Here is a 26,132-nt window from a genome sequence, read left to right on the forward strand (position 1 = left end):
TCTCTGTGTCGGTACCAGTGGGTCGCCGCCCGGCCGGGCCCGGGGCCCGGACCGGGGTCAGCGGGTCCGCGCGGCGAGGGAGGCGGCGCGGAAGTCGCGGATCGCCTGCGCGGGGTCGCCGTGGCGGACGAGGGCCTCGCCCACGAGGACGGCGTCGGCGCCGTCCCGGGCGTACTCGGCCACCTGCTCCGGGCCCTGCACCCCGGACTCCGCCACGCGCACGACGTCGGCGGGCAACTGGGGGGCGAGGTTCCGGTAGTTCTCCGGGTCGACCTCGAGGGTCTTGAGGTTGCGCACGTTGACGCCCACGATGCGGGCGTCCACGGCCACGGCGCGCTCGACCTCCCCGGGGGTGTGGGCCTCGACGAGGGCGTTCATGCCCAGCTCGTGGGTGAGCTGCAGGAACCCGGCCAGCTCGGCGTCGTCCAGGGCGGCGACGATGAGCAGCACGAGGTCGGCGCCGTGGGCCCGAGCCTCGTAGAGCATGTACTCGTCCACCGTGAAGTCCTTGCGCAGCACCGGGATGCCCACCGCGGCGCGCACGGCGTCCAGGTCGGCGAGCGAGCCGCCGAAGCGCCGCCGCTCGGTCAGCACCGAGATGGCGGCCGCTCCCCCGGCCTCGTACCGCCGGGCCAGCTCGGCCGGCGAGGCGATCTCGGCCAACGCGCCCTTGGACGGGCTGGAGCGCTTGACCTCCGAGAGGATGCGGATGCCGGCCGCGTCGTCCCGGCCGCCGGCGAGGGCGGCGTGGGCGTCCAGCGCCGGCCGCGAGCGGGTGGCCTCCTCGGCCAGCTCGCGCATGGCGTGCAGGGGCACGGCGGCGCGACGGGCCTCGAGGTCCTCCCGGACGCCGACGATGATCTCGTCGAGGACCGTGGCCATCAGTGCCGCGAGGAGCCGTGGGCCTTCGCGCCCAGGCCGGCCTTGCCCATGATGAACCCGGCCACCACGCCGGCGACCGCGGAGACGATGCCCGCGATGGTGACGACCACCAGGCCCGCGAGCATGCCGATCATCACGAGGACCGCCCCGAGCAGCACCAGCAGCACGAGCGTCCAGGCGGCCGGCGAGTTGCCGTGGCCCAGCGGCTCGGCGTGCGTCGGGTCGTTCAGGACGAGGTCGTCGTCGAGGGACGCGCGGGCGGAGGAGCGAGTGGAGGACATGGACCGTCCCTTTCGTGGAGGCCGGCACGCCAACGGTGCGGCTGCTGATCAGGTCTGGTGCTCATTCTGCCACGGAACGCCCCGCGGCCCCGGCACGTCTCGCCGCATCACGTCGGGTCCTCGCCCCGCGTCAGCTCGTCCCACGCGTCGATCTCGTCGACCGTCCCGGCACCGGTGCCGGCACCCGCCGCACCGGCTGCGGTGGCGCCCGCGGCGGGGCGGGACGCGGCGTCGTGGCGGCGGCTGGAGCGCCAGCCCCGGCCCAGGGCCAGCACGGCCAGCCCGCACAGGGCCAGCCCGGCCCCCGCGGCCAGGGTCACCCACGGCCAGGCGGTCACGGCGTAGGCCCCCGCCGCGGCGGTGGTGCCCGTGGCGGCCGAGACCTGCGTGGCGGCGGCGCCGGCCGGGTCCAGGACCGCCGCCAGGGCCGCGGCCACGGTCGCCCCGCCGGCCAGGACGAGCAGCAGCGCGGTCACGATCCGCCCGGCCCGCCGCGCCATGGACAGGGCGACGCCCGAGGCCATCCCGACGAGCGCCATGGCCGGCACGACGGCGGCGGCCTGGTTGCCCGTGGTGGCCACCGCATCGCCGGGCACGCCGGTGAGCCGGGTGGCCTCGACCCACGGCTGGGCGCCGGCGCCCAGCACGGCGGCCCCGGCCACGATCGCCCACAGCACCGCGGTGCGCCGCTTGAGGATCACGACCCGGCCCCCGGCTCGAGCTGCAGGGCGCGCAGCCGCCCGGCCGCGAGCACGGCCCGCATCGGGGCGCTGGACTTCGCCACGGTCTCCGCGGCCTCGGCGGCCGGGACCGAGTCGGCCACGATCCCGGCGCCGGCCTGCACGTACGCGGTGCCGTCCACGAGCAGTGCGGAGCGGATGTTGATGGCCATGTCCATGTTCCCGGCGAGGTCGAAGTAGCCGACCACTCCCCCGTAGGGACCGCGCTCCTGCGGCTCCCACGCGTCGAGCAGCTGCAGGGCCCGCGGCTTCGGCGCCCCGGACAGGGTTCCCGCGGGGAAGGCCGCGGCGAGCACGTCCAGGGCGGTCCGTCCGGCGTCCAGCCGGCCCTCCACGTGCGAGACGAGGTGCATGATGTGGCTGAAGCGCTCGACCTCCATGAACTGCGTGACCGCCACGGACCCGGGCACGCACACGCGCGAGAGGTCGTTGCGGGACAGGTCCACGAGCATGAGGTGCTCGGCCCGCTCCTTCTGGTCGTTGACGAGGTCCTTCTCGTGCAGGTGGTCCTCGGCCACGGTGGCCCCCCGCGGCCGGGAGCCGGCGATGGGGTGCGTGACGACGGAGCCGTCGTTCACGGTGACCAGCGCCTCCGGCGAGGAGCCCACGACCTGGTACCGGCCGCCGTCGGGCCGCTCGAAGGTGAACAGGTACATGTACGGGCTCGGGTTCATGGCCCGCAGGACGCGGTAGACGTCCAGGCCCTCGGCGTCCGTGGCGGCGGAGAACCGGCGCGAGACCACGATCTGGAAGACCTCGCCGTCGGTGATGGCCTGCTGGGCCTTCGCCACGGCGTCGAGGAAGCCCTCCTCCGTCCACGAGTCCCGCACCGCGGCGGACAGCTCCTCCGCGGGCACGTCCAGCCAGCCGGCCGGGGCCATCGAGACCGGGTCGTGCGTGGGGGCGGAGAGCCGCCGGGCCATCGACTCCAGGCGCTCGACGGCGTCCGCCCAGGCCCGCTGCGCGCCCTCGGCGCGGCCGTCCCGGTTGATCGCGTTGGCCACGAGGGTCACCGTGCCGTCCACGGTGTCGTGCACGGCGAGGTCGGTGATGAGGTTCAGCGCCAGCTCCGGCAGGCCGAGGTCGTCCGGCGGCGGGGAGGGCAGCCGCTCCCAGCGGCGCACGGTGGGCCAGCCCAGGAAGCCGGCCATCCCGGACAGCAGGTTCGGCCGGTCGGCGCCCGCGCCCGCGGGGACGTCGGTGGCCAGGAAGTCGAGGGTGGCGCGCAGCACCTCCACGGGGTCGCCCTCGGTGGGCACGCCGGCGGGCGGGGTGCCCATCCAGTGGGCGGTGGCGGCGCCGGCGCCCTCGCGCCGGGTCGTCAGGGTTGCCGCGCTGCCGGCCCCGATGAAGGAGTAGCGCGACCAGACCCCGCCCTGGGCCGCCGACTCCATGAGGAAGGTGCCCGGCGCGTCGGCCGCGAGCCGGCGGTAGATGCCCACCGGGGTCAGGCCGTCCGCGAGCAGGGTCATCGTCACGGGGATGACGCGGTGGTCCCGGGCCAGGGCCGCGAAGTCCTCCGCCGAGGGGGTGACGGTGCCGGCCTCACGCACGGGCGTCCCCCGGGACGGGCCACGTGGTGGGGCCGGGGGCGGGGACCGCGTCCATCGGCAGCCGGCGGCCGTCGAAGCACGTGCGGGTGCCGGTGTGGCACGCCGCCCCGGTCTGGTCCACGCGCACCAGCAGGGCGTCGCCGTCGCAGTCGAGGGACACGGAGACCACCGCCTGGGTGTGGCCGGAGGTGTCCCCCTTGCGCCAGTACTCCCGGCGCGACCGCGAGTAGTAGGTGGCCCGGCCCGAGGCGAGGGTCCGGCGCAGCGCCTCCTCGTCCATCCAGCCGAGCATCAGCACCTCGCCGGTGTCGTGCTGCTGGGCGATGGCGGCGACGAGGCCGTCCGCGGTCTTCTTCAGCAGCCGGGAGATGGCGGGATCGAGCACGTCAGGCGCGGGGGTGCCGTCGGGCGGGGCGGTGTGGTCCATGGTGGTCCAGTCTAGGCGCCGTGTAGCGTGGGGACCGTCATGCCGAAGAACTCCCCCCAGGCCTCGCCCGAGGCCCCGCCGCGCGACTTCACCGCGGCGTCCCGCGACGCCCTCGTGGAGGCGCTGCTCGCCGCCGGACCGGGACAGCCGACGCTGTGCGAGGGCTGGCAGACCCAGCACCTGGCGGCGCACGTGGTGCTGCGGGAGGGCTCCCCGCTCGTCGCGGGCCTGGTGGTGCCGCCGCTGGCCTCCCGGCTGGAGCGGCGCACGCGGGAGCTCGGGGACGCGGCGGCGAGCCCCGAGGCCTACCAGCGGCTCGTCGAGCGCATCGCCGCCGGGCCGCGGCCCGGCCGGTTCGCGGGCCGGCTGCGGCACGCCGCCCCGGTCCGCCGTGCCGCCCAGGCCGCGAACCTGCTCGAGTTCTACGTGCACACCGAGGACGTGCGGCGGGCCCAGCACCGCTGGGCCCCGCGCCGGCTGGCGGCCCCGTACGCGGACGCCCTGTTCACGGAACTGCTCCGCACGGCACGGCTGCACTACCGTACCGAGCCCACCGGGGTCATCCTGGCCCGCAGCACGGGACAGCGCGTCGTCGCGCGCCGCCCGGGCCCCGGCGAGGCGTCCCGCACGATCGCCGGGCCCGCCGGCGAGCTCGTCCTGCACGCCTTCGGCCGCCGGGACAGCGCCCTCGTCGTCGTCGACTGAGCGCGGCCGCTGGGGTCGCCCCGGGCGCCGCGGCGAGCCGGTCTGGGGTGCGCCGCTCAGCCGGCGAGGTGGATCCGGGTGTGCTCCACGGCGGAGAGGTCGTCCGAGGTGGCGTTGAGCAGCCGGTCCGCGAGGTCCCGCAGCGCCCGCGCGGCCGCCAGCTCCTCCCCGATCTCCGGCACCTCCCGGTCGATCGGGTTGCGCCGCGCCCGGCCGAAGCCCTCCAGCGTGGTGCCGTCGGCCATGGTGAGCCGGGCGTGCGCCGTGCTCAGGCGGTCCTCGGCGTCACGGTCGTCGATGCCACGGTTCACGTCACCGCCGTCCTCGGTGGAGAACAGCTCCACGGTGACCGTCCAGGTGTGCGTCATCTCGCCCTCCTCGGGGCCGTCGTCGCGGGCCGGCCGCGACCGGATGGGGGTCCCCTCCATCCTCGCCGGGCCGCGCCGCCGCGTACAGGGCCGCCGGACGGTGCCGAGCGGGCAGCCGACCCCGCACGCGCCGTCCCGGGGCGGCGCCGGGAGGGCCGCGTCAGGAGAGGCGCGTCAGGAGAGGCGCGTCAGGTGGGCCGCGTCAGGTAGCGGTACCGCGCCGCCGTCGCGAACCCCAGCTCGGCGCTCAGCGCCAGGGCGCGCTCCGAGCGCTCCTCGACCTGGATCCACACCCCGTCCAGGCCCATCCGCACGGCGTGGTGGAACATCGCCTCGATGATGCGGCGCACGAGGCCCGCGCCGCGGCGGTCCGGGCGCACCTTGAGGCCGTACACCCCGCCGAAGGTCGCGTCCCCGTCCTGCACGAGCGAGACCTTGGCGATCGCCGCGGGCACCCCCTGGCCGTCCTGGTAGCTGTAGAAGCGGCTGCTGCCGCCGGTGAGCAGCCGGCGGTACACGAGCCGGCTGGCCGGGTCCACGCCGCCCGCGGAGGGTCCCATGTGGGCGTCCAGCCACGTGTCCGAGAGCGTCTCGGAGACGATCACGCGCGGGTCCCACTGGGTGTCCCGCGGGATGCCCTCCCGGCCCATCCACAGCACGCGCGTGGGCGCGACGGTGGTGTAGCCGCGGGCCTCGAGCAGGGCGGCGAGGCGGCGCTGGCCCTCGAGGAACCCGGCGTCCTCGGCGCCGGCCCGCCCCGCGGCGTCGGCGGTGCCCGCGCTGCCGGGCGCCGGTTCCCAGACCTGGAAGGTGGGGGCGAGCCACCGCTCGGCGCTGCGCCGCTCGACCTCGTCGACGGCGGCCGCCACCGCGGCCGGGTCCCCGGGCACCACGGTGGACAGCACGCTGTTGGCCCGCCGCGTGATGCCGGAGGAGAAGCGCACGGACCAGCCCTCGACCCGCTGGACCTCGATGGCCGGCCAGCCGCGCGCGGTCAGCCGCTGCAGGGCCAGCGGCGAGATCCCCGGGTGCTCAGCGGACAGGATGGCCGGCCTCCCGGATCGCCTGCTTGACCCGGGCGATCATGTCCACGGGACCGAAGTGGAAGATGGACGCGGCCAGCACCGCGTCGGCGCCGGCCTCGATGGCCGGCGGGAAGTGCTCGGGGGCGCCCGCGCCGCCCGAGGCGATGAGCGGCACCGTGGTCGCGGCGCGCACGGCCCGGATCATCTCGAGGTCGAAGCCCTCCTTCGTGCCGTCGGCATCGATGGAGTTGAGCAGGATCTCGCCCACGCCCCGCTCGGCCGCCTCCCGGCACCACTGCACGGCGTCGATGCCGGTGCCCTGCCGGCCGCCGTGCGTGGTGACCTCGAAGCCCGAGGCCACGGACGGGTCGTCGGTGCGTCGGGCATCGAGGGACAGGGTCAGCACCTGCGAGCCGAACCGCCGGGTGATCTCGTCGATCACCCCGGGGCGGGCCACCGCGGCGGTGTTGATGGACACCTTGTCCGCGCCCGAGCGCAGCAGCCGGTCCACGTCCTCGACCGTGCGCACGCCGCCGCCGACGGTCAGCGGGATGAAGACCTCCTCGGCGGTCTGCGCCACCACGTCATAGGTGGTGGAGCGGTCCGCCGTGGAGGCGGTGACGTCGAGGAAGGTCAGCTCGTCGGCGCCGGCCTCGTTGTACCGGCGCGCCAACTCCACGGGGTCGCCGGCGTCGCGCAGGTCCTCGAACCTCACGCCCTTGACGACCCGCCCGGCATCGACGTCCAGGCACGGGATCACGCGTACGGCAACGGTCATTCTCGGGTTCCCTTCTGCGGTCCGGCCGGAGGGCCGGACGGACGACGTCTCGGGGGCGGTCAGATGCGGATCGCGTGGATGGCGGACACCAGGATGGCGCGGGCGCCGAGGTCGTAGAGCTCGTCCATGACCTTGTTGGTGTCCTCCTTCCGCACCATCGAGCGCACGGCCACCCAGCCCTCGTCGCGCAGCGGCGAGATGGTGGGCGACTCCAGGCCGGGGGTCACGGCGGAGGCCCGCTCGAGGTTCTCCCGGCTCACGTCGTAGTCGATCATCACGTAGCGGCGGGCCACCAGGACGCCCTGCAGGCGGCGCAGCAGCACGTCCAGGCCCTCCGGGCGCTTGCCGGTCTGGCCGATGATGATGGCCTCGGAGCGCATGATCGGCTCCCCGAAGGTCTCCATCCCGGCCGCCTTGAGGGTGCTGCCGGTCTCCACGACGTCCGCGATGGCGTCCGCCACCCCGAGGTTCACCGAGGACTCGACGGCGCCGTCGAGGTGCACGATCTTCTCCGGCTTGACCGACTGGGTGGCCAGGTAGTCCTCGAGCAGCCCGTCGTAGCTCGTGGCGATGCGCTTGCCGGCGAGGTCCGCCAGCGAGGAGAACCGGCCCACGGGGGCGGCGAAGCGGAAGGTGGAGCGGCCGAAGCCCAGGGCCATGATCTCCTCGGCGGAGTCGCCCACCTGCGCGTCCTGGAACAGGTCACGCCCGGTCAGGCCGATGTCCAGGGTGCCCTGGCCCACGTAGACGGCGATGTCCCGCGGGCGCAGGTAGAAGAACTCCACCTGGTTCTCCGGGTCCATCATGACCAGCTCGCGGTTGTCGCGCCGCTGCAGGTAGCCGGCCTCCTTGAGCATGTCGCGGGCGGCGTCGGACAGGGCTCCCTTGTTGGGAACGGCGATGCGCAGCATGGGTGCTGGGTCTCCTGGGCTGGTGGCGAGGGCGAGCGGGGTGGTGCGGGGGTGGTGCGGGGCGGGCCGGACGGGCCCGGCCGGTCCTAGAGGTGCCGGTACACGTCCTGAAGGCTCAGGCCCTTGGCGATCATCATCACCTGCAGGTGGTACAGCAGCTGCGAGATCTCCTCGGCGGCCTCGGCGTCGGACTCGTGCTCCGCGGCCATCCAGACCTCGGCCGCCTCCTCCACGATCTTCTTGCCGATGCCGTGGATCCCGGAGTCCAGTTCCCGGACGGTGCCGGATCCCTCCGGCCGGGTCTCGGCCTTGTGGCTCAGCTCGGCGAAGAGTTCATCGAAGGTTTTCACCCTCCAAGGGTAGCGACCGCGCGGCAGTGCCCCGGACCGTGCCCGTCGTTTGTGAAGCGCGGGCACCGTCCGGGCACCGTCCGGGCGGGGTGGACGGACGGCGCCCGACGGCGTGCGGACCGGGGCCCCGCCCGTCAGCGCAGGGCCAGCTCGGCCAGCACGGCCGCCTGGAAGGCCTCGTAGCCCTTGTCCTCGCTCGAGCCCTCGAGCCCGGCCCGGTCCAGCGCCTGCTCCTCGGTGTCGCACGTCAGCACGCCGAAGCCCACGGGGGTCCCGGTGCGCACGGAGACGTCCACGAGTCCCGTGGTGGCCCCGGAGCACACGTACTCGAAGTGCGGGGTCCCGCCCCGGACCACGACGCCGAGCGCCACCACCGCGTCCACGCGCGGGGCCAGCCGGGCCGCCGCCACGGGCAGCTCGAAGGTCCCCGGGACGCGGACCACGACCGGCTCGATGCCCGCTTCGGCGGCGGCCCGGCGCGCGCCGGCCAGCAGGCCGTCCATCACCTGCTCGTGCCACTGGGCGGCGACGATCGCCACCCGCAGCCCGGCGCCGCGCGCCGCCGTCGTGTCGAGTCCTGCCGGTGCGCCGTGTCCGCTCATGGGTGTCCTCCGGGGGTCGTGGTGGTGGGGATGCGGGATGCGGGGGCCGTCGGCCGGGTGCCGGCGGTGCCCGCGGTGGTGCTGCTGTGCGCCGGGACGAGCTCCCCGGCGAGCCGGTGGGCCATGCGGTCGCGCTTGGTGGTGAGGTAGCCGCGGTTGTGCTCGGTGACGATGGCCGGGCTGGGCACGATCTCCTCGACGTGGATGCCCGCCCGGGTCAGCTGGGCCGCCTTGTCCGGGTTGTTGGTGACGAGCCGGATCCGGAACAGGCCCATGCGGCGCAGGATGGCGGCCGCGGAGCGGTAGCTGCGCGCGTCAGCCGGCAGGCCCAGGTGCTCGTTGGCCGCCACGGTGTCCATGCCCGCGTCCTGGAGGGCGTAGGTCATGATCTTGTTGGCCAGGCCGATGCCGCGGCCCTCGTGGCCGCGCAGGTAGATCACGGTCCCGCCCTCGGCGGCGCTCTGGCGCAGGGCCCGGTCCAGCTGCTCGCCGCAGTCGCAGCGCTCGGAGCCGAACACGTCCCCCGTGAGGCACTCGGAGTGCAGCCGCACGAGCGGGGCCCGGTCCGGGGCCTCCACGCCCGCGGGCACGGGGGCCGTCAGCACGAGGTGTTCCGCCCCCGTCTCGTGGTCGGGGTGCACGGAGACCTCGAAGGTGCCGTAGCGCGTGGGCAGGCTCACGGTGGGCACCGCGGTGGAGCCGGGCCGCTCGCCGGCCGGGTCGCCGCCGCGCTCGAGGTAGGCCACGAGGTCCTCGATCGAGACGAGGGGCATGCCGTGCCGGTCGGCGAAGCGCCGCAACGCGGGCAGGCGCATCATGGTGCCGTCGTCGTTGACCAGCTCGGCGATCGCCCCCACGGGGGCCCGCCCGGCGAGCCGGGCGAGCTCCACCGAGGCCTCCGTGTGGCCCCGGCGCTCGGCGACCCCGCCGTCCGCGGCGATGAGGGGGAACACGTGGCCGGGGCGGCTGACGAGGTCGGCCGTGGAGGAGGGGTCCGCGAGGACCTTGAGCGTCGTCGCCCGGTCGGCGGCGGAGATGCCGGTCGTGGTGCCGGCGATCGCGTCGCACGAGACCGTGTACGCGGTGCCCTTGGGGTCCTCGTTGCGGTCCGTCATGGGCGGCAGGTCGAGCCGGCGGGCGACGTCGGCCGGCATCGGCACGCACAGCACGCCCGAGGTGTGGCGGACGGTCAGGGCCACGATCTCCGGGGTGGCGGCGTCGGCCGCGAAGACGATGTCGCCCTCGTTCTCGCGGTCCTCGTCGTCCACCACGATGACGGCCCGGCCGGCGGCGATGGCGGCGACGGCCGCGCCGATGGGGTCCAGCACGATCGCGCTCATGCCCGCGCCCCCGTCCCGACGGTCCCGGCGGCTGCGGCGGCGGTGGCGACGGCCTCGCCGGCGGCGCGGTCGTAGTCGAGCAGCCGCGCCGCGTACTTCGCCAGCACGTCGACCTCGAGGTTCACCGCGTCCCCCACCACGCGCGAGCCCAGGGTGGTCTCGGCGAGGGTGGCGGGGATGACGCCCACCTCGAACCAGTCCCCGGCGCCGGAGGCCGCGGCGGACGGCTCGCTCACCGTGGTCACGGTCAGGGACACGCCGTCGACGGCGATGGAGCCCTTCTCGGCGACGTAGCGGCCCAGCCCCGGCGGCAGGGCGATCCGGACCTGGCGCCAGTCGCCGTGGACCTGGATGCGGGCGATCGTGCCGGTGCCGTCGACGTGGCCCTGCACGACGTGGCCGTCGAGCCGGCCGGCGGCCGGCACGCAGCGCTCGAGGTTGACGCGGTCCCCGGCGCGCAGGGACCCGGTGGTGGTGCGGCGAAGGGTCTCGCCCATGACGTCGACGGTGACGGTGCCGGCCGTGGGGTCGATCGTCGTGGCCGTCAGGCAGGTGCCGTTGACGGCGATCGAGCCGCCCAGGCCGAGGTCGCCCACGGATCCGGGGGCCTGCACGGAGAGCCGTGCGGCGTCCAGGTCCGGCAGCGGCTCGACGGCCGTGACCGTGCCGAGTTCGGTGATGATTCCGGTGAACATGCGGGGTGCTTCCTTCGGGAACGGGTCGGGTGCTGCGGCGCGGGGGCGTCAGGCAGCGAGGTGGATGAGGATGTCGTCGCCGAGCCGGCGTGGACCGCCGGTCTCGGCGTCGTCCAGGACGAGGGTCCGGGACTGGCTGAGGGTCGTGTGGGCGGGCCAGTGCAGGCCGGAGGGCCCGTGGCCGATGACGAGGGGGGCCTGGTAGACGAACACCTCGTCCACGAGGTCCGCCTCGAGCCAGGCCGAGAGCACGGTCGGGCCGCCCTCGATGAGCACGTGGCCGGGACGGCGCCCGCCGTGGGGCCACGGCCCGTCCAGGGCCGCGAGCCGGTCCAGGAGGGCCGCGGGGTCGTGCTCGGGCACGTGCACCCAGCTGCCGGCGGCACCGGCGGCATCGTCGTCCCGGCCGCGGCGCAGGGCGGCCGCGGCGGGCACCGGGCGGCGGCCCTGGACGACGGGGACCGGCTGGACCGGGTGGTCGGTGCCGTCGTCGCGCCGCGCGGTGAGCCGCGGGTCGTCGGCCAGCACGGTGCCGGTGCCGACGACGATCGCGTCCACGCGCGAGCGGACCTCGTGGGCGTGGCGGCGCGAGGCGGCGCCGGTGATCCACTGGCTCGTCCCGTCGGCGGCCGCGACCCGTCCGTCGAGGGACTGCGCGAGGTGGCCGGTGACGAAGGGCCGGCCGGCGTCGCGGGCCCGCAGCCAGCGGCGGTTGAGCGCGTGCGCGGCACCGTCGTCGGGGACCTGGGCCACGTCGAGGCCGGCGGCGGACAGCCGGGCCGCCCCGCCGCCGTCGGGACCCGTGGGGTCGGCGACGGCGTAGCGCACCCGGCGCACGCCGGAGGCGAGGACGGCCTCGCTGCATGGGCCGGTCGTGCCGTGGTGGTCGCAGGGCTCGAGCGTCACCCACAGGGTGGCGTCCGCCGGGACGGGGCCGCCGTCGAGCGTCCGGGCCAGCGCCGCCAGGGCGTCCACCTCGGCGTGGGCGGTGCCCCGGCCGCGGTGGTGGCCGGTGGCGAGGATCCGCGGGGCGTCGTCCGGCCCGGCGGTGACGACGGCGCCGACCAGCGGGTTGGCGCCGCGCGGGCCCCGCAGGGCCTCGGCGACCGCGACGTCGAGCGGCCGGCCGGCGCTCACGGTGCCACCCCGGCGGTCGCGGCCGGCTGCAGCATCGGGTCCGGCAGGACGGTCTCCACGCGCGGCTTCTCCGTGGCCCGCGCCCGGGCCCACACGAAGAAGCCGACGAGGGTGAAGCCCCCGTAGAACAGGTACATGACCGCGCTGGCGTAGTAGCCGGCGCTGAAGAGCAAGGGCACCCCCACCACGTCGACCGCGACCCAGACGAGCCAGAACTCGACCCAGCCACGGGCCATCCCGTAGGTGGCGATGAGGGAGCCGACGAAGGTCCACGCATCCGCCCAGACCGGCTCGTAGGAGCCGAGCTCGCGGAACAGCGGGGTGAGCGCGGCGGTGCCGCCCACGAGGGCGAGCACGATGCCGGTGCGCACGCGCCAGCCGGCCCAGCGCGGGGCGATCGCCGCGCCGTCGGCCCCGCCGGGGGATCCGGACCGGGCGGCACGGGCGCCGCGCCAGCGCGTCCAGCCGTAGACGGACACGGCGATGAACATGAGCTGGCGGCCGGCCTGGCCGAGCAGGGTCGCGGTGTCCGCCCCGCCGAACAGGCTGGAGAGGAACACCGTGAGCAGGATCAGGTTGCTGGCGATGCCGACCGGCCACGCCCACACCCGGCGGCGCATGCCGCCCAGGGCCGAGGCCAGGCCGAAGACGTTGCCGACCACCTCGCGCACCAGCAGTCCCCCGCCGGCGACGGGGATGTACCAGGTGAACAGGTCGACGAGCCACCGCATGAGGTCCATGAGTCTCCCTTCGGAACGCGGCGGCTCCGGGGGGTCATGCTGCGGTCACGCCCCTCCCTCCGGGTACGGCCCATGTCGGGCCGTGCCCGCCGGGAACGGCGGTGCTGCACGTGCTTCTCCCATCCAGACTGTGACTGTCGGTACCGGAATTCCACCGGTTCAACCGCTGGCCGGTCCCACGGGCGTGGGCCGACGCGCGGGTCGCGGACTTTGACCGCCGGTTCGGATTTCCACCGACCCCGGAGCACGTTGGTCCCCATTGTGCCACGCGGCGCAGCGGTTCAGCCGTCAGCGGAGTGTCGTGCGTCTCAGGCCGTCACACGCGCGTCACACGGGGCTGTCGCGGGCCGGACGGCGGGCCGGCGCAGCCGGGGGCGGCCGCTCAGCCCAGGGCGGCCCGGCGCAGCGCGTCGATCGCGGCATCCGGGTCCGCGGCCCCGTACACGGCCGAGCCGGCCACGAACACGTCGGCGCCGGCCTCGGCGGCGCGCAGGATCGTGTCCGCGGTGACGCCGCCGTCCACCTGCAGCGCCACTGGCACCCCGGCGCCGTCCAGCGCCTCGCGCGCCCGGCGGATCTTCGGCAGCACCACCTCGAGGAACGGCTGGCCGCCGAAGCCGGGCTCCACCGTCATCAGCAGCAACAGGTCCAGTTCGGGGAGCATGTCCAGGTAGGGCCCGACGTCGGTCGCCGGCTTGAGCGCCATGCCCGCCCGGGAGCCCCGCGCGCGCAGTTCCCGGGCCAGCCGGATGGGTGCCCCGGAGGCCTCGGCGTGGAAGGTGACGGACTCCGCGCCGGCCGAGGCGTAGTCCGGCGCCCAGCGGTCGGCGTCCTCGATCATCAGGTGCACGTCCAGCGGCAGGTCCGTGGCGCCGCGGATGGCCTGCACCACGGGCAGGCCCAGGGTCAGGTTGGGCACGAAGTGGTTGTCCATGACGTCCACGTGCACGGCGTCCGCGCTGCCGATCCGCCCCAGTTCCTCGGCGAGCCGGGCGAAGTCGGCCGAGAGGATCGAGGGGTGGATGTGGATGCCGCGGGTGTGCTCGGCGTGGTGGGGCATCGCGTGGGTCACGAGTCCGTCGTCCTCTCGGCGGTGGTCCGGTCGTCGGCTGCCGCGGCGTCCGCGGGGTCGGCCTTGCGGAACAGGGCCATGAACATGGCGTCGGTGGCGTGCAGGTGGGGCCACAGCTGGCTGGTCCCCGGGGCACCGGGGGTCCCCGCGTCCTCCAGCGCGGCACGCGGGCCCTCGCCGGTCTCGCCGCCGGCCGGTGCACCGGCCCGCTCCAGGTAGGCGGTCGTGTCCAGCAGCTCCAGGTCGGGGTGGCGCTTCTGCACGTCCTGGACCTGCAGCACGGTCTCGGCCGGGTGCGGGGAGCACGTCACGTAGCCGAGCACTCCCCCGGGCCGCAGGGCCTCGACGGCGGAGTCCAACAGCTGGCGCTGCAGCTCGGTCAGGGGGCCGAGGTCGGCCGGGGTGCGCCGCCACCGCGACTCCGGACGCCGGCGCAGCGCGCCCAGTCCCGTGCACGGGGCGTCGACGAGGATCCGGTCGAACGCCTCGCGGCGGCCGGCGGCGACCTCGGGACCGAGCTCGCGGCCGTCGCCGCAGCGCACGCTCCACCCCTCGCCCGGGACGGCGGACAGGGCCTGCTCCACGAGGCGGGCCCGGTGCTCGGCCGGCTCGTTGGCCAGCAGGGACGCGCCCCGCTGCCGGGCCAGGGCGGCCAGCAGCGTGGCCTTGCCCCCGGGCCCGGCGCACAGGTCGAGCCAGCGCTCCCCGGCGGCCGCGCCGCGCGGGGCGAGGGGGACCTCGGCGAGGGCCCGGGCCGTGAGCTGGGACCCCACGTCCTGGACGCGCACGCTGCCCTCGCGCACCCCGGGCAGCCGGCCGGCGTCGCCGCCGTGGTAGAGGGCGGAGCCGGGTGCCAGCGGGCCCGGCTCGGCGCCGGCCTCGAGCACCGGGCCGATCTCCCCGAGTCCCGGGAGGGCGACGAGGTTCACGACGGGCGCGGCGTTGTCCGCGGCGAGCAGCTCCTCGAGCTCGCCGGCGGGGCGGCCGTGGTTGACGAGGGACTGCCGCAGGGCCCGCACGATCCACCGCGGGTGCGAATGGCGGATGGCCAGCGCGTCGTCGGTCTCGGCCGCCGAGGTGAGCCGCTCGAGCCAGGACTCGCGGTCGTGGGCGCTGACCTTGCGCAGCACCGCGTTGACGAGGCCCGAGGGGCCCGCCCCGACCTGGTCGCGCACGAGGGCCACGGTGGCGTCGAGGGCCGCGTGGGCGGGAACGCGCATGCCCAGCAGCTGGTGCGCGCCCAGGCGCAGCGCGTCCAGGACCGGCCGGTCGAGGCGGTCGAGCGGCCGGTCCACGCACTCGGCCAGGACCGCGTCGTAGAGGCCCTGGCCGCGCAGGGCGCCGTAGGCCAGCTCGGTCGCGAAGGCCGCGTCCCGGCGGTCGAGCCGGTGCGCCGCGATCCGGGCCGGCAGCACGAGGTTCGCGTACGCGTCGTCCCGGCTCACCGCGGCCAGGGTCTCGAAGGCGGCCAGCCGCGCCGGGTCCGCCGTGCGCCGGCGCTGCGAGGGCGCGGACGCCGAGAACTGGCGGGGCCCGCCGGAGGTCCCGCGGTTGCGCGTGCGGCCCCGCTCGTTGCGGCGCGGCCCGTTCCCGCCGGACCCGCCGCGGCCCCCGCGGCCGTCACGTCCACCGCCCCGCGGGGCGTCGCCGCCGCGGCCGGCGCCCTGGGATCCACTCATCGTTCCGCCTCCATTCCCGTGAGGAACCGGGCCCCGGCGGGCAGCCCGCGTGCCCAGTCCGCGGCCGCCATCGCCTTCTTGCCGGCCGGCTGCACGCGGTCGAGCCGGACCGCCCCGTCCGCGCACCGCACGTGCACCGTGCGCCGGCCCCGCACGAGCGTCCCGGCCCGGCGGGCCGACGCCCCGGGGGTGCCCGCCGCGTCCGCCGCGTCCGCAGCGTCGATCGCGGCCGTTCCCCCGGGACCGTCCGGCAGGGCCGGGTCCTCCGCGACGGCGCCGAGCAGCTTGACGCGCACCGCGCCGTCCGTGCCGGCGGGCGCGGCGTCCGCCGTCTCCGCGTCCGGGTCCCCGAGGGCGAGCAGCGCCCACGCCCCCGGCTCCGGCGTGGTGCCGTTGATGCGCGCGGCCACCTCCGCCGCCGGGCGTGCGGGGTCGATGCGTCCGTCCTGCTGGCCCAGCTTGGGCGCGAGGCTCGGCTCGCCCGACTGCGGCTCGGCCACCGCCGTGCCGTCCTGCAGTCCGGCGAGGGTCTGGGCGAGCAGTGCCGCCCCGGACCGGGCGAGGTCCGCGAGCACGGCGCCCGCCGTCTCCCCGGGCGCCAGGTCGCGCGTGAGGCGGGAGAACACCGGCCCGGTGTCCAGGCCCTCCTCCAGCCGGAAGACGCAGGCCCCGGTCACCGGCTCGCCGGCGATGACGGCGTGCTGGACGGGGGCGGCGCCGCGATAGGCGGGCAGCAGCGAGAAGTGCAGGTTCACCCAGCCGTGGCGCGGCACGGCCAGGCCGGCGGCGGGGACGAGGGCGCCGTAGGCCACGACGGCGGCCGCGTCCAGGTCCAGGGCGGCGATCCGGTCCAGGACCTCCCGGCCGGCCTCGCCCGAGAGGCGGTCGGCGTGCAGGACCGGCAGGCCGAGCTCGGCGGCACGGGCGGCCACGGGCGAGGGCGTCAGGGTGCGCTTGCGGCCCACCGGGGCGTCCGGCCGGGTCAGGACGGCCGCGACGGTGAACCCGGCGTCCACGAGGGCGTCCAGCGAGGGCACGGCGGTCTCCGGCGTCCCGGCGAACAGCACGCGGAACGTGGAGCGGTCCGGAGCGGCGGCGCCGGTCGCCGCGGTCATCGCAGCACCCCGAAGCTCGAGCTCACGGTGCGGGCGCGGTCGGCCTGCGTGGTGCCGGCCACGCGGCCGTAGCCGGCGTCCCGGAGCCGGCGGCGGGAGTCCCGGCGGTCCTCGCCGGTGAGCCGGTCGATGTAGAGCAGTCCCTCCAGGTGGTCCACCTCGTGCTGGAAGCAGCGGGCCGTGAGCCCCTCGCCGCGGTACTCGACGGGCGCACCGTCCACGTCGACGCCCGTGACGGTCGCGCGGGCGTGGCGCTCCGGCCGGTAGTGCAGCCCGGGCACGGACAGGCAGCCCTCCCCCGGCTCGGTCACGAGCTCGCCCTCGGTGTGCAGGACCGGGTCCACGACGTGGCCGCGCCGGCCCTCGACATCGAAGGTGAAGACCCGCAGGCCGACGCCGACCTGCGGGGCGGCGAGGCCGACCCCGCCGACGTCGTCCATGGTCTCGAACATGTCCTGCACGAGGCGGTGCAGGTCCCGGCGGCCCGTCCCGACGGCGGCGGCCGGGGTGCGCAGGACGGGATCGGGGAAGGTGCGGATGGGAAGGACGCTCACGCGCCCAGCCTAGTGGCGTGCGAGCCAGCCGGGCCCGGCGCGGCCCCGGAGCCGGCGTCCTGGGCCGGGGCGGCAGCGACGTCCCGCGGTGCCGTCGGCGTGGTCACCGGCGGCGGGCCGATGGGCCGCAGGGCGGGCCCGGCGCTGTCCGCCACCTGTGAGTATCCCCACACCTGGCGCAGGGCCCAGAACTTCCGCCAGTGGTCCGGCAGCACCGCCGGGTTGGCCTGGTGCGCCACCACCTCGGTCTCGCCCAGGGCCACCCCGAGCAGCACCGGGGCGTCCCCGTAGCGCCACGGTTCCCACGTGCCGGCGGCGGCGTCCACGAGGGACTCCTCGGCGCGCAGGCCCGCCACGAGCTGCATGACCACCTTGGCGTCGAGGGACTTCACCCGCCCGTCCCGGGTGGTGCCCTTCGTCTTGAAGTCGATGATGCACGTGCGCCCGCCGATGCTCGCGACGAGGTCGAGCGTCCCGGCGTAGCCCACCGTGCCGTTCCACACGGTCAGCTCGGTGGCCAGTGGGCGGACGTCGTACAGGTCCCACCACTCGTCGAACCGGTCCGCGAACGCGCCCTCCCCGTGCTCGGCCAGCACCGCCCGGGCCTCGGCCATGCGGTGGGGCCGGCCCAGGGCGCGCAGCCCCACCTGCTCGGCGTAGTCGTGCACCCGGTCCCCGCGGGCCGCGGCCTCGTCCCGGAACCGCTCGGCCGCGCTGGAGGCCTGCCGGGCCACCTGCTTGAGCTGCGGCCGCGAGCCGACGACCTGCGGCAGGCGCGGGTCCTCGATCACGGCCGTGGCCGCCATGTGGCCGGCCCAGCCGCTGAGGTCCGCCGCCTGCTGGGCGATCACCGTGGTGATGGACGGGACCTCGGGCACGCCGTCCAGGCTGCGGGCGTACATGCGTCCGTATTCGGTCTGGTGGGCGAGTCGGGGCTGCGTCATGGTCATCCATTCTCCCATCCGCCCGGACGCGATAGGGCCCGTGGAGCCCAGGGCCCTCGAAGAACCCCGGAAACACGCGGGTCCGGGGCTCGATTGGACGAGCGGCGCGGATGTGCAGTAGAGTCATCTCTCGTTGGAAATCACGGTGACTGGTTCTTCCGGTCACCGGTTTTCTGTGCGGATGTAGCTCAGTTGGCTAGAGCGCCACCTTGCCAAGGTGGAGGTCGCGAGTTCGAATCTCGTCATCCGCTCGCAAGTCTCCATACCCTGGTGGGGTGGCCGAGAGGCGAGGCAACGGCCTGCAAAGCCGTGTACGCGGGTTCGAATCCCGTCCCCACCTCGCATCGGTCACCATCCGGTAGGATGGGGTCCTGCACCTCAGGGGAACCGGTTCACCGGGACCCATGGGCGCGATTAGCGCAGCGGTAGCGCGCTTCCCTGACACGGAAGAGGTCACTGGTTCGATCCCAGTATCGCGCACGGACGGACGGCCCCCGGGCTGGACGGTCCTGCGGATGTAGCTCAGTTGGCTAGAGCGCCACCTTGCCAAGGTGGAGGTCGCGAGTTCGAATCTCGTCATCCGCTCCACGAGACGAAGGCCCTCCCTCCGGGGAGGGCCTTCGTCGTTGACGCACGCCGGGCCGCCCCGGAGGGGGCGCCGGGCTAGAGGCCCGTCTCCCCCATCTGTCCCTCGCGGACCAGGGCGGTCATGCGGGAGACGGTGCGGAAGTACTTCTTGAGGTACCCGCCGTTCATCATCTCCTCGGTGAACAGCCGGTCGAAGGGCACCCCGGAGGCGATGACGGGCACGTCCTTGTCGTAGAGCCGGTCGGCCAGCACGACGAAGCGCAGCGCCATGGCCTGCTCCGTGATGGTCTCCACGTTGTGCAGCACCATCACGTCGATGTCCCCCACCAGGGCGCGGTACCGGCTGGGGTGCACGCGGGAGAGGTTGGCCGTCAGGGCGGCGAAGTCGTCCCGGGACACCACGCCGGCCTCGGGGAACCGGTCCGCGGCGACCGTCATCAGCTGCTCGTCGTCCAGCGGCTCCGGGGCGGCGGCCAGGCCGCGGTGGCGGTAGTCCTCGCCGTCGATCCGGACCACGTCGAACTGGTCGGCCAGCACCTGGATCTCGCGCTTGAAGTCCTGGGCGGCGAACCGCCCCTCGCCCAGGGAGCCCGGGAGCGTGTTGGAGGTGGCCACGAGGCGCACCCCGGCGTCCGCGAGCTCGCGCATCAGCCGGGACATCAGCACGGTGTCGCCCGGGTCGTCCAGCTCGAACTCGTCGATGCACACGAGCGTGTACTCCTTGAGCACGTCCACCGTCTTGCGGAAGGACAGGGCGCCCACGAGATTGGTGTACTCCACGAAGGTGCCGAACGCCTTGGGACCGGGCGCCGCGTGCCACAGGGAGGCGAGCAGGTGGGTCTTGCCGACGCCGAAGCCGCCGTCCAGGTAGAGCCCGCTGGCCGTCGCGGCCCCCCGGCCCCCGCGCCCGTTCCGGGCGCCCCGGTCCCTCCCCCGGAACAGGCCGAGGAAGCCACCGCCGGACTCGCCCGCGGCGCGCCCGCCCCGCCCGCCCGCGCCGTCCATGGACGCGGCGAAGTGCCGCAGCCGCTGCACGGCCTCCGCCTGCGAGGGATGTGCGGGATCGGGGATGTAGGTGTCGAAGGAGACCTCGCCGAACCGGTACGACGGGTGGAAGCCGGCCAGCAGGTCCTCCGCGGACACGTGCGGGGTACGGTCGGCAAGGCTGACGATCTCGGCCACGGGCGGCTCCGTCCTGAGGGGTGTGGTGCAGGGTGACGGGCGCCCCGGGGCCGGCCGGTGGATCACCGGCGCCTCGCCTGCCGGCGCCCGGCGGTGGGGCGACCCGAAGGTCACGGCAACTCTACCGCCCGCCGGCCGGCACCCCGCGTGGCCCACCGCGTGGCCCACCGTGTGGCCCACTGTGACCGCCACCGGCCGCCCGCACGCGCCATGGCCCCACACGTCGATAGGCTGGACCCTGACCGTGACCGCCCCCGTCACGGTGCACCGGCACGGTGCGCCGGCGCCGGGGACATGCGAAGCGAAAGGCCGTGCCGAGGATGACCACCACCGCAGAGACCGCAGAGTTCAGCGAGTACGCCCACCCCGAGAAGCTCGTCTCCACCCAGTGGGTCGCCGACCACGTGGGCGACGACGACGTGGTCGTGCTCGAGTCGGACGAGGACACGCTGCTGTACAGCACCGGGCACGTCCCCGGCGCCCTCAAGATCGACTGGCACACCGAGCTCAACGACCCGGTCACCCGGGACTTCATCGGCCCCGAGGAGTTCGCCCGCGTCCTGGGCGCCAAGGGCATCACCCGGGACACCACCGTGGTGTTCTACGGCGACAAGTCCAATTGGTGGGCCGCCTACGCCCTGTGGGTCTTCACCCTGTACGGCCACCCGGACACGCGGCTGATGGACGGCGGCCGGGACAAGTGGCTCGCCGAGGGCCGGGAGACCACCCGCGAGGTCCCCGAGGTCACGCCCGTGGAGTACCCGGTGACCCCGCGCGACGACAGCACCGAGCGGGCCTCCCGGGACGAGGTGCTCCAGCACCTCGGCAAGCCGCTGGTGGACGTCCGCTCCCCCCTGGAGTACACGGGCGAGACCACCCACATGGAGGGCTACCCGCAGGAGGGCACCCTGCGCGGGGGGCACATCCCCACCGCCGCCTCCGTGCCGTGGGCCCGCGCCGCCAACGAGGACGGCACGTTCAGGTCGCGCGAGGAGCTCGAGCGGATCTACCGCGACGAGGCGGGCCTCGGGACCTCCGACGACGTCGTGGCCTACTGCCGCATCGGCGAGCGGTCCTCCCACACCTGGTTCGTGCTGCGCCACCTGCTCGGCTACGAGAAGGTCCGCAACTACGACGGCTCCTGGACCGAGTGGGGCAACTCGGTCCGCCTGCCGATCGCCGTGGGCGAGGAGCGGGGCGAGGCGCCGGCGTCGCGCTGAGCCCACCGCTGAATCCCGCACTCGCGGGGCCCCGGGGAACTAGGCTGGGGGTGCGGCGCAGGCCGCGCCCCCAGCCGTCCGTCCGGAAGGATCCCCGCCCCATGACCACCACCGAACTCCCCGAGAAGCTCCAGGGCATCATCGAGGACTTCCAGTCGGTGCCGGACCCGGAGCGACTGGAACTGCTGCTCGAGTTCTCCGAGGAGCTGCCGGCCCTGCCCGAGCGCTATGCCGGGCACGAGGACGAGATGGAGCAGGTCATCGAGTGCCAGTCCCCCCTGTTCCTGGCCATCGAGCTCGAGGACCCGGCGGACGGTGCGGGCCTGGGGGGCGACGGCGGCTCCCCCGCCCCCGCGGGCTCCCCCACGCCGGACTCGGTGGTGCGGATCTTCGTCTCCGCCCCGCCGGAGGCACCGACCTCGCGCGGCTTCGCCTCGGTGCTGGCCCAGGGCCTCGACGGGCTGCCCGCCGGGCAGGTGCTCGGGGTCCCCGAGGACATCTCCTCCCGGCTGGGCCTGCAGAAGGCCCTGACCCCGCTGCGCCTGCGCGGGATGTCGGCCATGCTGGGCCGGATCAAGCGGAACATCGCCGACCAGCTCGCGGGGTGACCCCGGTGCGGGCGACGCCGGCCCTGGCCGTCCTCGAGCGGGCCGGCGTCGAGCACGAGGTGCTGGGCTTCGACCGGTCCGGCTCCGCGTCCGGGCCCGGACGCGCGGGGGCACCCTCGCGTCCGTCCTACGGGGCGGAGGCCGCCGAGCGCCTCGGCCTGGATCCGGCGCTCGTGTTCAAGACCCTCATGGTGCAGTGCCCGGACGCGTCCCTGGCCGCCGCCGTCGTCCCGGTCTCCGGCTCGCTGGACCTGCGCGCCACCGCCGCGGCCCTCGGCGTCAAGCGGGTCGGCCTGGCCGATCCGGCCGCGGCCGAGCGGCGCACCGGCTACGTGGTGGGCGGCATCTCCCCGCTCGGACAGCGCCGGCCGGCGCGCACGGTGCTCGACGCCTCCGCGCTCGGCCACCCGCGGGTGTACGTGTCCGCGGGCCAGCGGGGCCTGGACGTGGGCCTGGCCCCCGCCGACCTCGCGGCGCTGACGGGGGCGGTCGTCGCGCCGATCGCCGCGGCGGGCCCGCCCCGCTGAGGCGCCGGTCAGTCCAGGGCGGACGCCCCGCCGGTGGTGGCCGTGAGGGACTCGGCGATGGCGTTCTCCGTGGCCTGGAGCGCCTCGGCCACCGAGGACTGCGTGGCCGGGCTGCCCACGGGGGTGAGGGCGGCGGCGCGGGCGTGGTGCTTGTCCGCGTCCGGGAACAGCCGGTGGAGCAGCCGCGTGCTGCGCATGAGCGAGATGAGCGGCCACGTCAGCTCGTCGGCCGGCCGGCGGCCCTGCAACACGTCCGCCAGGGCGTCCTTGAGCTCCTGCTCGACGTGCACGTCCCGCTCGATGTACCGCGTGCGGTGGAAGACCCACAGCACGATGCTCTCGTCCTCCTCCAGGATCCCGCGCTTGACGAGGGCCGCGGCCACGGCGTCCCGCAGGGACTGGCGCGAGAAGCGGTTGATCCACTGCTCGGCGTCCCGGTGCCGGGTGAAGGCGCGGATGATGTCCCAGACCTGCTCGAGCGGCCACTCCAGGTCGGTGGTCCCGGCCCACCGCGGCGGCGCGGGGTCGGCGGCGAACACCGGGCCCGGCTGCTCGATCGTGCGCACGGTGGTCCGGGTGACCTCGAGGCGGCCGCGCCGGGCGAGGTCCGCGAGGGCCGCCCCGGCCAGGCCGAGGCCGACGGTCGGCCCGTCGAGCAGCAGCCTGCCGCGTTCGTCGTCGAGGCACAGGAGCAGGAAGTACTCCGGCAGGTTCAGGGGACGGTCGACGACAGGCTCAGGGCTGTCCGGGATGGCCTCGCTCATGCCCCCATTGTGCCGCACCGGACCGTGACTGGCGCCGTACGGCGGCCACCCGCTGGCCCACCGTGACCAGCGAGGCCGCCGCGAGCAGGAACAGCACCACGGTCAGGGCCCAGGGCGTAAGCCCGAGGCCCGTGAGCCCGGCGAACACGAGGGTCACGATGAGCCGCTCGGCGCGCTCGGCGATCCCGGTGTTGGCCTCGAAGCCGAGCGACTCCGCCTTGGCCCGGGCGTAGGACACGAGCATGCCGAGGACCAGGCTCGAGGCCGCGCCCACCCCGGCGAGCGGGAGGTCGCCGGGGCCGAAGAACCAGAGCATGAGCCCCAGGAACACGGCCGCGTCCTGCACCCGGTCCAGGGTCGAGTCGAGGAACGCGCCCCACGCCCCGGCGCGGCCGGCCAACCGGGCCATCACGCCGTCCAGCACGTCCGAGAAGACGAACAGGGTGATCACCACCGTGCCCCAGAACAGCTCGCCGAGGGGGTAGAGCACGAGCGCGCCGAGCACCACGCCGACCGTCCCGGTCACCGTCACCGCGTCCGGGGTGACGCCCCGGGCCAGCAGGAACCGCGCGAGCGGGGTGAAGGCCTCGGTGGACAGGGCGCGCGCGTGCCGGTTGAGCATCACTCCCGGGTCCCCGGTCCCGGCCCGTCCGGCGCAGCGGCGGGCTGGCGCGACTGGTGCGCGGCGAACTCGGCCTCCGCGTCCGCCCAGGCCCCGGCCACCGCGGAGCGCACCGTGTCCAGGGTGACCGTGATGTTCTTGGTCTGGGCGATGATCGGCAGGAAGTTCCCGTCCCCGCCCCAGCGGGGCACGATGTGCTGGTGCAGGTGCGCGGCGATGCCCGCTCCCCCGGTCATCCCCTGGTTCATGCCCAGGTTGAACCCGGTGGCGCTGGAGGTGCGGCGCAGGGCGGTCATGGCCACCTGCGCCAGGCGCGCCAGCTCCGCCGTCTCCTCCACCGTCAGGTCGGTGTAGTCGGGCACGTGGCGGTACGGGCAGACGAGCAGGTGCCCGGCGTTGTACGGGTAGAGGTTGCACAGCACGTAGGCCGTGGTCCCGCGGGCGACGATCAGCGACTCCTCGTCGCTGCGCGCCGGGGCGGCGCAGAACGGGCAGGTCGACTCGTCGGTGACCTGCTCCTGGCCCTTGCTGACGTAGGCCATCCGGTGCGGGTTCCACAGGCGCCCGAAGCCGTCCGGCGTCCCGGCGAGCTGGAAGCCGTCGGTGACGGAGCCGTCGTCGGGCCCCTCGTGCGGGCCGCCCGGGGATCCCGGGCCCGGCCCGCCCTGCTGCCCCGGCGCGCCGGTCACTGCGTCTCCCGGTTCCTCACGGCGCCCACGATCCGCTCGATGGCCTCGTCCACGGGCACGCCGTTGTCCTGGCTGCCGTCGCGGAAGCGGAAGGAGACCGCCCCGGCCTCGGCGTCCTCGCCACCGGCGATGAGCACGAACGGCACCTTCTCCTTCGAGGCGGTGCGGATCTTCTTCGGGAACCGGTCCGAGCCGTCGTCGAGCCGCGCCCGGATGCCCGCGGCCCGCAGCTTCCCGACGACGTCCGCCAGGTAGTCGTTGAAGGCCTCGGCCACCGGGATGGCCACGACCTGCTCCGGCGCGAGCCACGCGGGGAAGGCGCCGGCGTAGTGCTCGGTGAGCACGCCCAGGAACCGCTCGATCGAGCCGAACAGCGCGCGGTGGATCATCACCGGGCGCTGGCGCGTGCCGTCGGCGGCCTGGTACTCGAGGTCGAAGCGCTCGGGCAGGTTGAAGTCGAGCTGGATCGTGGACATCTGCCACGTCCGGCCGATCGCGTCCTTGGCCTGCACCGAGATCTTCGGGCCGTAGAAGGCGGCGCCGCCCGGGTCCGGCACAAGGTCCAGCCCCGAGGCGGTGGCGACCTCCTCGAGGGTGCGGGTGGCCTCCTCCCACGCGGCGTCGTCGCCGACGAACTTCTCCGGGTCCTTCGTGGAGAGCTCGAGGTAGAAGTCGTTCAGGCCGTAGTCCTTGAGCAGGTCCAGGACGAAGGTGAGCGTGGTGGTCAGCTCGTCCTTCATCTGCTCGCGGGTGCAGTAGATGTGGGCGTCGTCCTGGGTCATGCCGCGCACGCGGGTCAGGCCGTGGACCACGCCCGACTTCTCGTAGCGGTACACCGCCCCGAACTCGAACAGGCGCAGCGGCAGTTCGCGGTAGGACCGGCCGCGCGAGGCGAAGATCAGGTTGTGCATGGGGCAGTTCATCGGCTTGAGGTAGTAGTTCTGCCCCTGCCGCGTGACCTCCCCGGTGACGGGGTCGCGCTGCTCGTCGATGTGCATGGGCGGGAACATCCCGTCCGCGTACCAGTCCAGGTGTCCGGAGACCTCGTAGAGGTGCTGCTTGGTGATGTGCGGGGTGTAGACGAACTCGTAGCCGGCCTCGGTGTGGCGGCGGCGGGAGTAGTCCTCCATCTCCTTGCGGATGATGCCGCCGCGCGGGTGGAAGACCGGCAGCCCGGAGCCCAGCTCGTCCGGGAACGAGAACAGGTCCAGCTCGGCGCCGAGCTTGCGGTGGTCGCGGCGCTCGGCCTCGGCCAGCCGCTCCTGGTAGGCCTTCAGGTCATCCTTGGTGGGCCAGGCGGTGCCGTAGATGCGCTGGAGCTGCTTGTTCTTCTCGTTGCCGAGCCAGTACGCGGCGGCCGAGCGGGTCAGCGCGAAGGCGTTGGAGATGAGCTTGGTGTTCGGCAGGTGCGGGCCGCGGCACAGGTCGCACCAGACGGTCTCGCCGGACTTGCGGTCGACGTTGTCGTAGATGGTGATCTCGCCGGCGCCCACCTCGATGTTGGCGCCCTCGCCCACGGTGTCCGCGTCATCCTGCTTGCCCAGCAGCTCGAGCTTATACGGCTCGTCGGCCATCGCCTCGCGGGCCTCGTCCTCGGTGACGACCCGGCGCGCGAAGGACTGGTTCGCGTTGACGATCTTCTGCATGAGCTTCTCGATCGCCTTGAGGTCCTCCGGCGTGAAGGGCTCGTCGACGTCGAAGTCGAAGTAGAAGCCGTCCGTGATGTAGGGGCCGATGCCGAGCTTGGCCCCCGGGCGCAGCTGCTGCACGGCCTGCGCCATGACATGGGCGGTGGAGTGGCGCAGGACGTCCAGCCCGTCCTGCTCCGAGATGTCCACGCCCACGACGTCCGCGCCCGCCGGCACCGTCCGGCTGAGGTCCTGCAGCTCGCCGTCCACGCGCATCACGACGATGGTCCGCTGCTCGGCGAACAGCTCCGTGCCGGTGGTGCCCGAGGTCACCTCCCGCGGTTCCGCGTCGACGGTGATGGTGATCTGCTCGCTCTGTGGCGCCTCGGACACGGGCCATTCCTCC

At 74.9% G+C, this 26,132-nt stretch carries 29 protein-coding genes, 4 tRNA genes and 1 riboswitch; of the genes, 8 read left to right on the forward strand and 25 right to left on the reverse strand.

Annotated features, from left to right (window positions below; all coding sequences use genetic code 11):
- Window positions 1-57 precede the first annotated feature (57 nt).
- The 5 genes from trpC to hisI all read right to left on the reverse strand — a co-directional run bounded on the left by trpC (window position 58) and on the right by hisI (window position 3,883).
- Entirely contained in the window at window positions 58-882 is an 825-nt protein-coding gene (gene trpC, locus E7744_RS08130) for an indole-3-glycerol phosphate synthase TrpC (RefSeq protein WP_137773683.1), read from the reverse strand.
- Complete coding sequence (locus tag E7744_RS08135) at window positions 882-1,163, reverse strand: HGxxPAAW family protein (protein WP_137773684.1); 282 nt, start codon at window positions 1,161-1,163, stop codon at window positions 882-884. Before E7744_RS08135 ends, trpC begins: the two co-directional genes overlap by 1 nt.
- A gap of 107 nt (window positions 1,164-1,270) precedes the next feature.
- Window positions 1,271-1,864 carry a Trp biosynthesis-associated membrane protein gene (locus E7744_RS08140; protein ID WP_246858359.1) on the reverse strand — a complete coding sequence of 198 codons (594 nt, stop codon included), beginning with the start codon at window positions 1,862-1,864 and terminating at the stop codon, window positions 1,271-1,273.
- The gene (locus E7744_RS08145; RefSeq protein WP_137773685.1) at window positions 1,861-3,456 is read right to left on the reverse strand and encodes an anthranilate synthase component I; all 1,596 of its coding nucleotides are present in this window, start codon (window positions 3,454-3,456) and stop codon (window positions 1,861-1,863) included. The genes E7744_RS08140 and E7744_RS08145 overlap by 4 nt, the downstream gene beginning before the upstream one ends.
- Window positions 3,449-3,883 (reverse strand): phosphoribosyl-AMP cyclohydrolase, encoded by a 435-nt coding sequence (gene hisI, locus E7744_RS08150; RefSeq protein ID WP_137773686.1) that lies wholly within the window; start codon window positions 3,881-3,883, stop codon window positions 3,449-3,451. The genes E7744_RS08145 and hisI overlap by 8 nt, the downstream gene beginning before the upstream one ends.
- Window positions 3,884-3,922: 39 nt before the next feature.
- On the opposite strand from hisI, the gene E7744_RS08155 reads away from it, so the two are divergent.
- Complete coding sequence (locus E7744_RS08155) at window positions 3,923-4,588, forward strand: TIGR03085 family metal-binding protein (RefSeq protein ID WP_137773687.1); 666 nt, start codon at window positions 3,923-3,925, stop codon at window positions 4,586-4,588.
- Between the two features lie 56 nt (window positions 4,589-4,644).
- Here E7744_RS08155 and E7744_RS08160 read toward each other — a convergent pair whose 3' ends face one another.
- The 15 genes from E7744_RS08160 to E7744_RS08230 form a co-directional block, all read right to left on the reverse strand.
- On the reverse strand, window positions 4,645-4,956 hold the full coding sequence (locus E7744_RS08160; RefSeq protein WP_137773688.1) for a dsRBD fold-containing protein: 312 nt from the start codon (window positions 4,954-4,956) through the stop codon (window positions 4,645-4,647).
- A 188-nt stretch (window positions 4,957-5,144) separates the two neighbouring features.
- Window positions 5,145-5,900, reverse strand: coding sequence for an N-acetyltransferase (locus E7744_RS08165; protein WP_137773689.1), 756 nt, complete (start codon window positions 5,898-5,900; stop codon window positions 5,145-5,147).
- A gap of 88 nt (window positions 5,901-5,988) precedes the next feature.
- Window positions 5,989-6,759 (reverse strand): imidazole glycerol phosphate synthase subunit HisF, encoded by a 771-nt coding sequence (gene hisF, locus E7744_RS08170; RefSeq protein WP_137773690.1) that lies wholly within the window; start codon window positions 6,757-6,759, stop codon window positions 5,989-5,991.
- 59 nt (window positions 6,760-6,818) lie between these two features.
- On the reverse strand, window positions 6,819-7,670 hold the full coding sequence (hisG, locus tag E7744_RS08175; RefSeq protein ID WP_137773691.1) for an ATP phosphoribosyltransferase: 852 nt from the start codon (window positions 7,668-7,670) through the stop codon (window positions 6,819-6,821).
- 86 nt (window positions 7,671-7,756) lie between these two features.
- The gene (locus tag E7744_RS08180; protein WP_137773692.1) at window positions 7,757-8,020 is read right to left on the reverse strand and encodes a phosphoribosyl-ATP diphosphatase; all 264 of its coding nucleotides are present in this window, start codon (window positions 8,018-8,020) and stop codon (window positions 7,757-7,759) included.
- 134 nt (window positions 8,021-8,154) lie between these two features.
- Window positions 8,155-8,622 (reverse strand): 6,7-dimethyl-8-ribityllumazine synthase, encoded by a 468-nt coding sequence (gene ribH, locus E7744_RS08185; RefSeq protein WP_137773693.1) that lies wholly within the window; start codon window positions 8,620-8,622, stop codon window positions 8,155-8,157.
- Window positions 8,619-9,962: a 3,4-dihydroxy-2-butanone-4-phosphate synthase gene (gene ribB, locus E7744_RS08190; protein ID WP_137773694.1), complete on the reverse strand. Its 1,344-nt coding sequence runs from the start codon at window positions 9,960-9,962 to the stop codon at window positions 8,619-8,621. Before ribB ends, ribH begins: the two co-directional genes overlap by 4 nt.
- Window positions 9,959-10,657: a riboflavin synthase gene (locus tag E7744_RS08195; RefSeq protein ID WP_137773695.1), complete on the reverse strand. Its 699-nt coding sequence runs from the start codon at window positions 10,655-10,657 to the stop codon at window positions 9,959-9,961. Before E7744_RS08195 ends, ribB begins: the two co-directional genes overlap by 4 nt.
- A 48-nt stretch (window positions 10,658-10,705) precedes the next feature.
- A complete protein-coding gene (gene ribD / locus E7744_RS08200) occupies window positions 10,706-11,794 on the reverse strand; it encodes a bifunctional diaminohydroxyphosphoribosylaminopyrimidine deaminase/5-amino-6-(5-phosphoribosylamino)uracil reductase RibD (RefSeq protein WP_137773696.1) in 1,089 nt (362 codons plus the stop codon).
- Window positions 11,791-12,534, reverse strand: coding sequence for a nicotinamide riboside transporter PnuC (pnuC, locus tag E7744_RS08205; RefSeq protein ID WP_210417091.1), 744 nt, complete (start codon window positions 12,532-12,534; stop codon window positions 11,791-11,793). Before pnuC ends, ribD begins: the two co-directional genes overlap by 4 nt.
- A 107-nt stretch (window positions 12,535-12,641) precedes the next feature.
- A riboswitch (FMN riboswitch) is annotated at window positions 12,642-12,785 on the reverse strand.
- Between the two features lie 131 nt (window positions 12,786-12,916).
- On the reverse strand, window positions 12,917-13,594 hold the full coding sequence (gene rpe, locus E7744_RS08210; protein WP_137774943.1) for a ribulose-phosphate 3-epimerase: 678 nt from the start codon (window positions 13,592-13,594) through the stop codon (window positions 12,917-12,919).
- Between the two features lie 8 nt (window positions 13,595-13,602).
- Window positions 13,603-15,285 (reverse strand): RsmB/NOP family class I SAM-dependent RNA methyltransferase, encoded by a 1,683-nt coding sequence (locus tag E7744_RS08215; protein ID WP_137773697.1) that lies wholly within the window; start codon window positions 15,283-15,285, stop codon window positions 13,603-13,605.
- Window positions 15,282-16,400, reverse strand: coding sequence for a methionyl-tRNA formyltransferase (locus E7744_RS08220; RefSeq protein WP_137773698.1), 1,119 nt, complete (start codon window positions 16,398-16,400; stop codon window positions 15,282-15,284). The genes E7744_RS08215 and E7744_RS08220 overlap by 4 nt, the downstream gene beginning before the upstream one ends.
- The gene (gene def, locus E7744_RS08225) at window positions 16,397-16,954 is read right to left on the reverse strand and encodes a peptide deformylase (protein ID WP_137773699.1); all 558 of its coding nucleotides are present in this window, start codon (window positions 16,952-16,954) and stop codon (window positions 16,397-16,399) included. The genes E7744_RS08220 and def overlap by 4 nt, the downstream gene beginning before the upstream one ends.
- On the reverse strand, window positions 16,951-17,898 hold the full coding sequence (locus tag E7744_RS08230) for a cytochrome (protein WP_246858360.1): 948 nt from the start codon (window positions 17,896-17,898) through the stop codon (window positions 16,951-16,953). The genes def and E7744_RS08230 overlap by 4 nt, the downstream gene beginning before the upstream one ends.
- Before the next feature lie 177 nt (window positions 17,899-18,075).
- Between E7744_RS08230 and E7744_RS08235 the strand changes: the two genes are divergently transcribed.
- The 4 genes from E7744_RS08235 to E7744_RS08250 all read left to right on the forward strand — a co-directional run bounded on the left by E7744_RS08235 (window position 18,076) and on the right by E7744_RS08250 (window position 18,486).
- Window positions 18,076-18,149 (forward strand) — tRNA-Gly (locus tag E7744_RS08235).
- A gap of 18 nt (window positions 18,150-18,167) precedes the next feature.
- Window positions 18,168-18,238, forward strand: a tRNA-Cys gene (locus E7744_RS08240).
- A 68-nt stretch (window positions 18,239-18,306) separates the two neighbouring features.
- Window positions 18,307-18,378: transfer RNA gene (locus E7744_RS08245), tRNA-Val, on the forward strand.
- A 31-nt stretch (window positions 18,379-18,409) separates the two neighbouring features.
- A tRNA-Gly gene (locus E7744_RS08250) sits at window positions 18,410-18,486 on the forward strand.
- Window positions 18,487-18,561: 75 nt separating this feature from the next.
- Here the strand turns inward: E7744_RS08250 and zapE are convergent.
- Window positions 18,562-19,668, reverse strand: coding sequence for a cell division protein ZapE (zapE, locus tag E7744_RS08255; RefSeq protein ID WP_137773700.1), 1,107 nt, complete (start codon window positions 19,666-19,668; stop codon window positions 18,562-18,564).
- Between the two features lie 320 nt (window positions 19,669-19,988).
- On the opposite strand from zapE, the gene E7744_RS08260 reads away from it, so the two are divergent.
- The 3 genes from E7744_RS08260 (at window position 19,989) to E7744_RS08270 (ending at window position 22,023) form a co-directional block, all read left to right on the forward strand.
- Window positions 19,989-20,888, forward strand: a complete 900-nt coding sequence (locus E7744_RS08260; RefSeq protein WP_137773701.1) for a sulfurtransferase — start codon at window positions 19,989-19,991, stop codon at window positions 20,886-20,888.
- Between the two features lie 101 nt (window positions 20,889-20,989).
- Entirely contained in the window at window positions 20,990-21,496 is a 507-nt protein-coding gene (locus tag E7744_RS08265) for a SufE family protein (RefSeq protein WP_137773702.1), read from the forward strand.
- 5 nt (window positions 21,497-21,501) lie between these two features.
- On the forward strand, window positions 21,502-22,023 hold the full coding sequence (locus E7744_RS08270; RefSeq protein ID WP_246858361.1) for an aminoacyl-tRNA deacylase: 522 nt from the start codon (window positions 21,502-21,504) through the stop codon (window positions 22,021-22,023).
- Between the two features lie 8 nt (window positions 22,024-22,031).
- On the opposite strand, the gene E7744_RS08275 is transcribed toward E7744_RS08270, so the two are convergent.
- The 4 genes from E7744_RS08275 to thrS are packed head-to-tail and all read right to left on the reverse strand — an operon-like array spanning window position 22,032 to window position 26,119.
- A complete protein-coding gene (locus E7744_RS08275; RefSeq protein ID WP_137773704.1) occupies window positions 22,032-22,787 on the reverse strand; it encodes a GPP34 family phosphoprotein in 756 nt (251 codons plus the stop codon).
- Window positions 22,759-23,409 (reverse strand): phosphatidylinositol phosphate synthase, encoded by a 651-nt coding sequence (gene pgsA, locus E7744_RS08280; protein ID WP_137773705.1) that lies wholly within the window; start codon window positions 23,407-23,409, stop codon window positions 22,759-22,761. Before pgsA ends, E7744_RS08275 begins: the two co-directional genes overlap by 29 nt.
- A complete protein-coding gene (locus E7744_RS08285; RefSeq protein ID WP_137773706.1) occupies window positions 23,409-24,098 on the reverse strand; it encodes an HIT domain-containing protein in 690 nt (229 codons plus the stop codon). Before E7744_RS08285 ends, pgsA begins: the two co-directional genes overlap by 1 nt.
- The gene (gene thrS, locus E7744_RS08290; protein ID WP_137773707.1) at window positions 24,095-26,119 is read right to left on the reverse strand and encodes a threonine--tRNA ligase; all 2,025 of its coding nucleotides are present in this window, start codon (window positions 26,117-26,119) and stop codon (window positions 24,095-24,097) included. The genes E7744_RS08285 and thrS overlap by 4 nt, the downstream gene beginning before the upstream one ends.
- Window positions 26,120-26,132: the final 13 nt, after the last annotated feature.

This window comes from Citricoccus sp. SGAir0253, assembly GCF_005877055.1.
GTDB lineage: Bacteria > Actinomycetota > Actinomycetes > Actinomycetales > Micrococcaceae > Citricoccus.

Coding starts and splice junctions, on each gene's coding strand:
- ribB (WP_137773694.1), bottom strand. CDS start 9,962: ATGAGCGCGATCGTGCTGGACCCCATCGGCGCGGCCGTCGCCGCCATC.
- E7744_RS08155 (WP_137773687.1), top strand. CDS start 3,923: ATGCCGAAGAACTCCCCCCAGGCCTCGCCCGAGGCCCCGCCGCGCGAC.
- hisI (WP_137773686.1), bottom strand. CDS start 3,883: ATGGACCACACCGCCCCGCCCGACGGCACCCCCGCGCCTGACGTGCTC.
- E7744_RS08275 (WP_137773704.1), bottom strand. CDS start 22,787: ATGAGCGAGGCCATCCCGGACAGCCCTGAGCCTGTCGTCGACCGTCCC.
- trpC (WP_137773683.1), bottom strand. CDS start 882: ATGGCCACGGTCCTCGACGAGATCATCGTCGGCGTCCGGGAGGACCTC.
- hisG (WP_137773691.1), bottom strand. CDS start 7,670: ATGCTGCGCATCGCCGTTCCCAACAAGGGAGCCCTGTCCGACGCCGCC.
- pnuC (WP_210417091.1), bottom strand. CDS start 12,534: ATGGACCTCATGCGGTGGCTCGTCGACCTGTTCACCTGGTACATCCCC.
- E7744_RS08265 (WP_137773702.1), top strand. CDS start 20,990: ATGACCACCACCGAACTCCCCGAGAAGCTCCAGGGCATCATCGAGGAC.
- rpe (WP_137774943.1), bottom strand. CDS start 13,594: ATGCCCCACCACGCCGAGCACACCCGCGGCATCCACATCCACCCCTCG.
- E7744_RS08195 (WP_137773695.1), bottom strand. CDS start 10,657: ATGTTCACCGGAATCATCACCGAACTCGGCACGGTCACGGCCGTCGAG.
- E7744_RS08215 (WP_137773697.1), bottom strand. CDS start 15,285: ATGAGTGGATCCCAGGGCGCCGGCCGCGGCGGCGACGCCCCGCGGGGC.
- E7744_RS08160 (WP_137773688.1), bottom strand. CDS start 4,956: ATGACGCACACCTGGACGGTCACCGTGGAGCTGTTCTCCACCGAGGAC.
- pgsA (WP_137773705.1), bottom strand. CDS start 23,409: ATGCTCAACCGGCACGCGCGCGCCCTGTCCACCGAGGCCTTCACCCCG.
- hisF (WP_137773690.1), bottom strand. CDS start 6,759: ATGACCGTTGCCGTACGCGTGATCCCGTGCCTGGACGTCGATGCCGGG.
- E7744_RS08220 (WP_137773698.1), bottom strand. CDS start 16,400: ATGACCGCGGCGACCGGCGCCGCCGCTCCGGACCGCTCCACGTTCCGC.
- E7744_RS08135 (WP_137773684.1), bottom strand. CDS start 1,163: ATGTCCTCCACTCGCTCCTCCGCCCGCGCGTCCCTCGACGACGACCTC.
- ribH (WP_137773693.1), bottom strand. CDS start 8,622: ATGAGCGGACACGGCGCACCGGCAGGACTCGACACGACGGCGGCGCGC.
- E7744_RS08230 (WP_246858360.1), bottom strand. CDS start 17,898: ATGACGCAGCCCCGACTCGCCCACCAGACCGAATACGGACGCATGTAC.
- E7744_RS08260 (WP_137773701.1), top strand. CDS start 19,989: ATGACCACCACCGCAGAGACCGCAGAGTTCAGCGAGTACGCCCACCCC.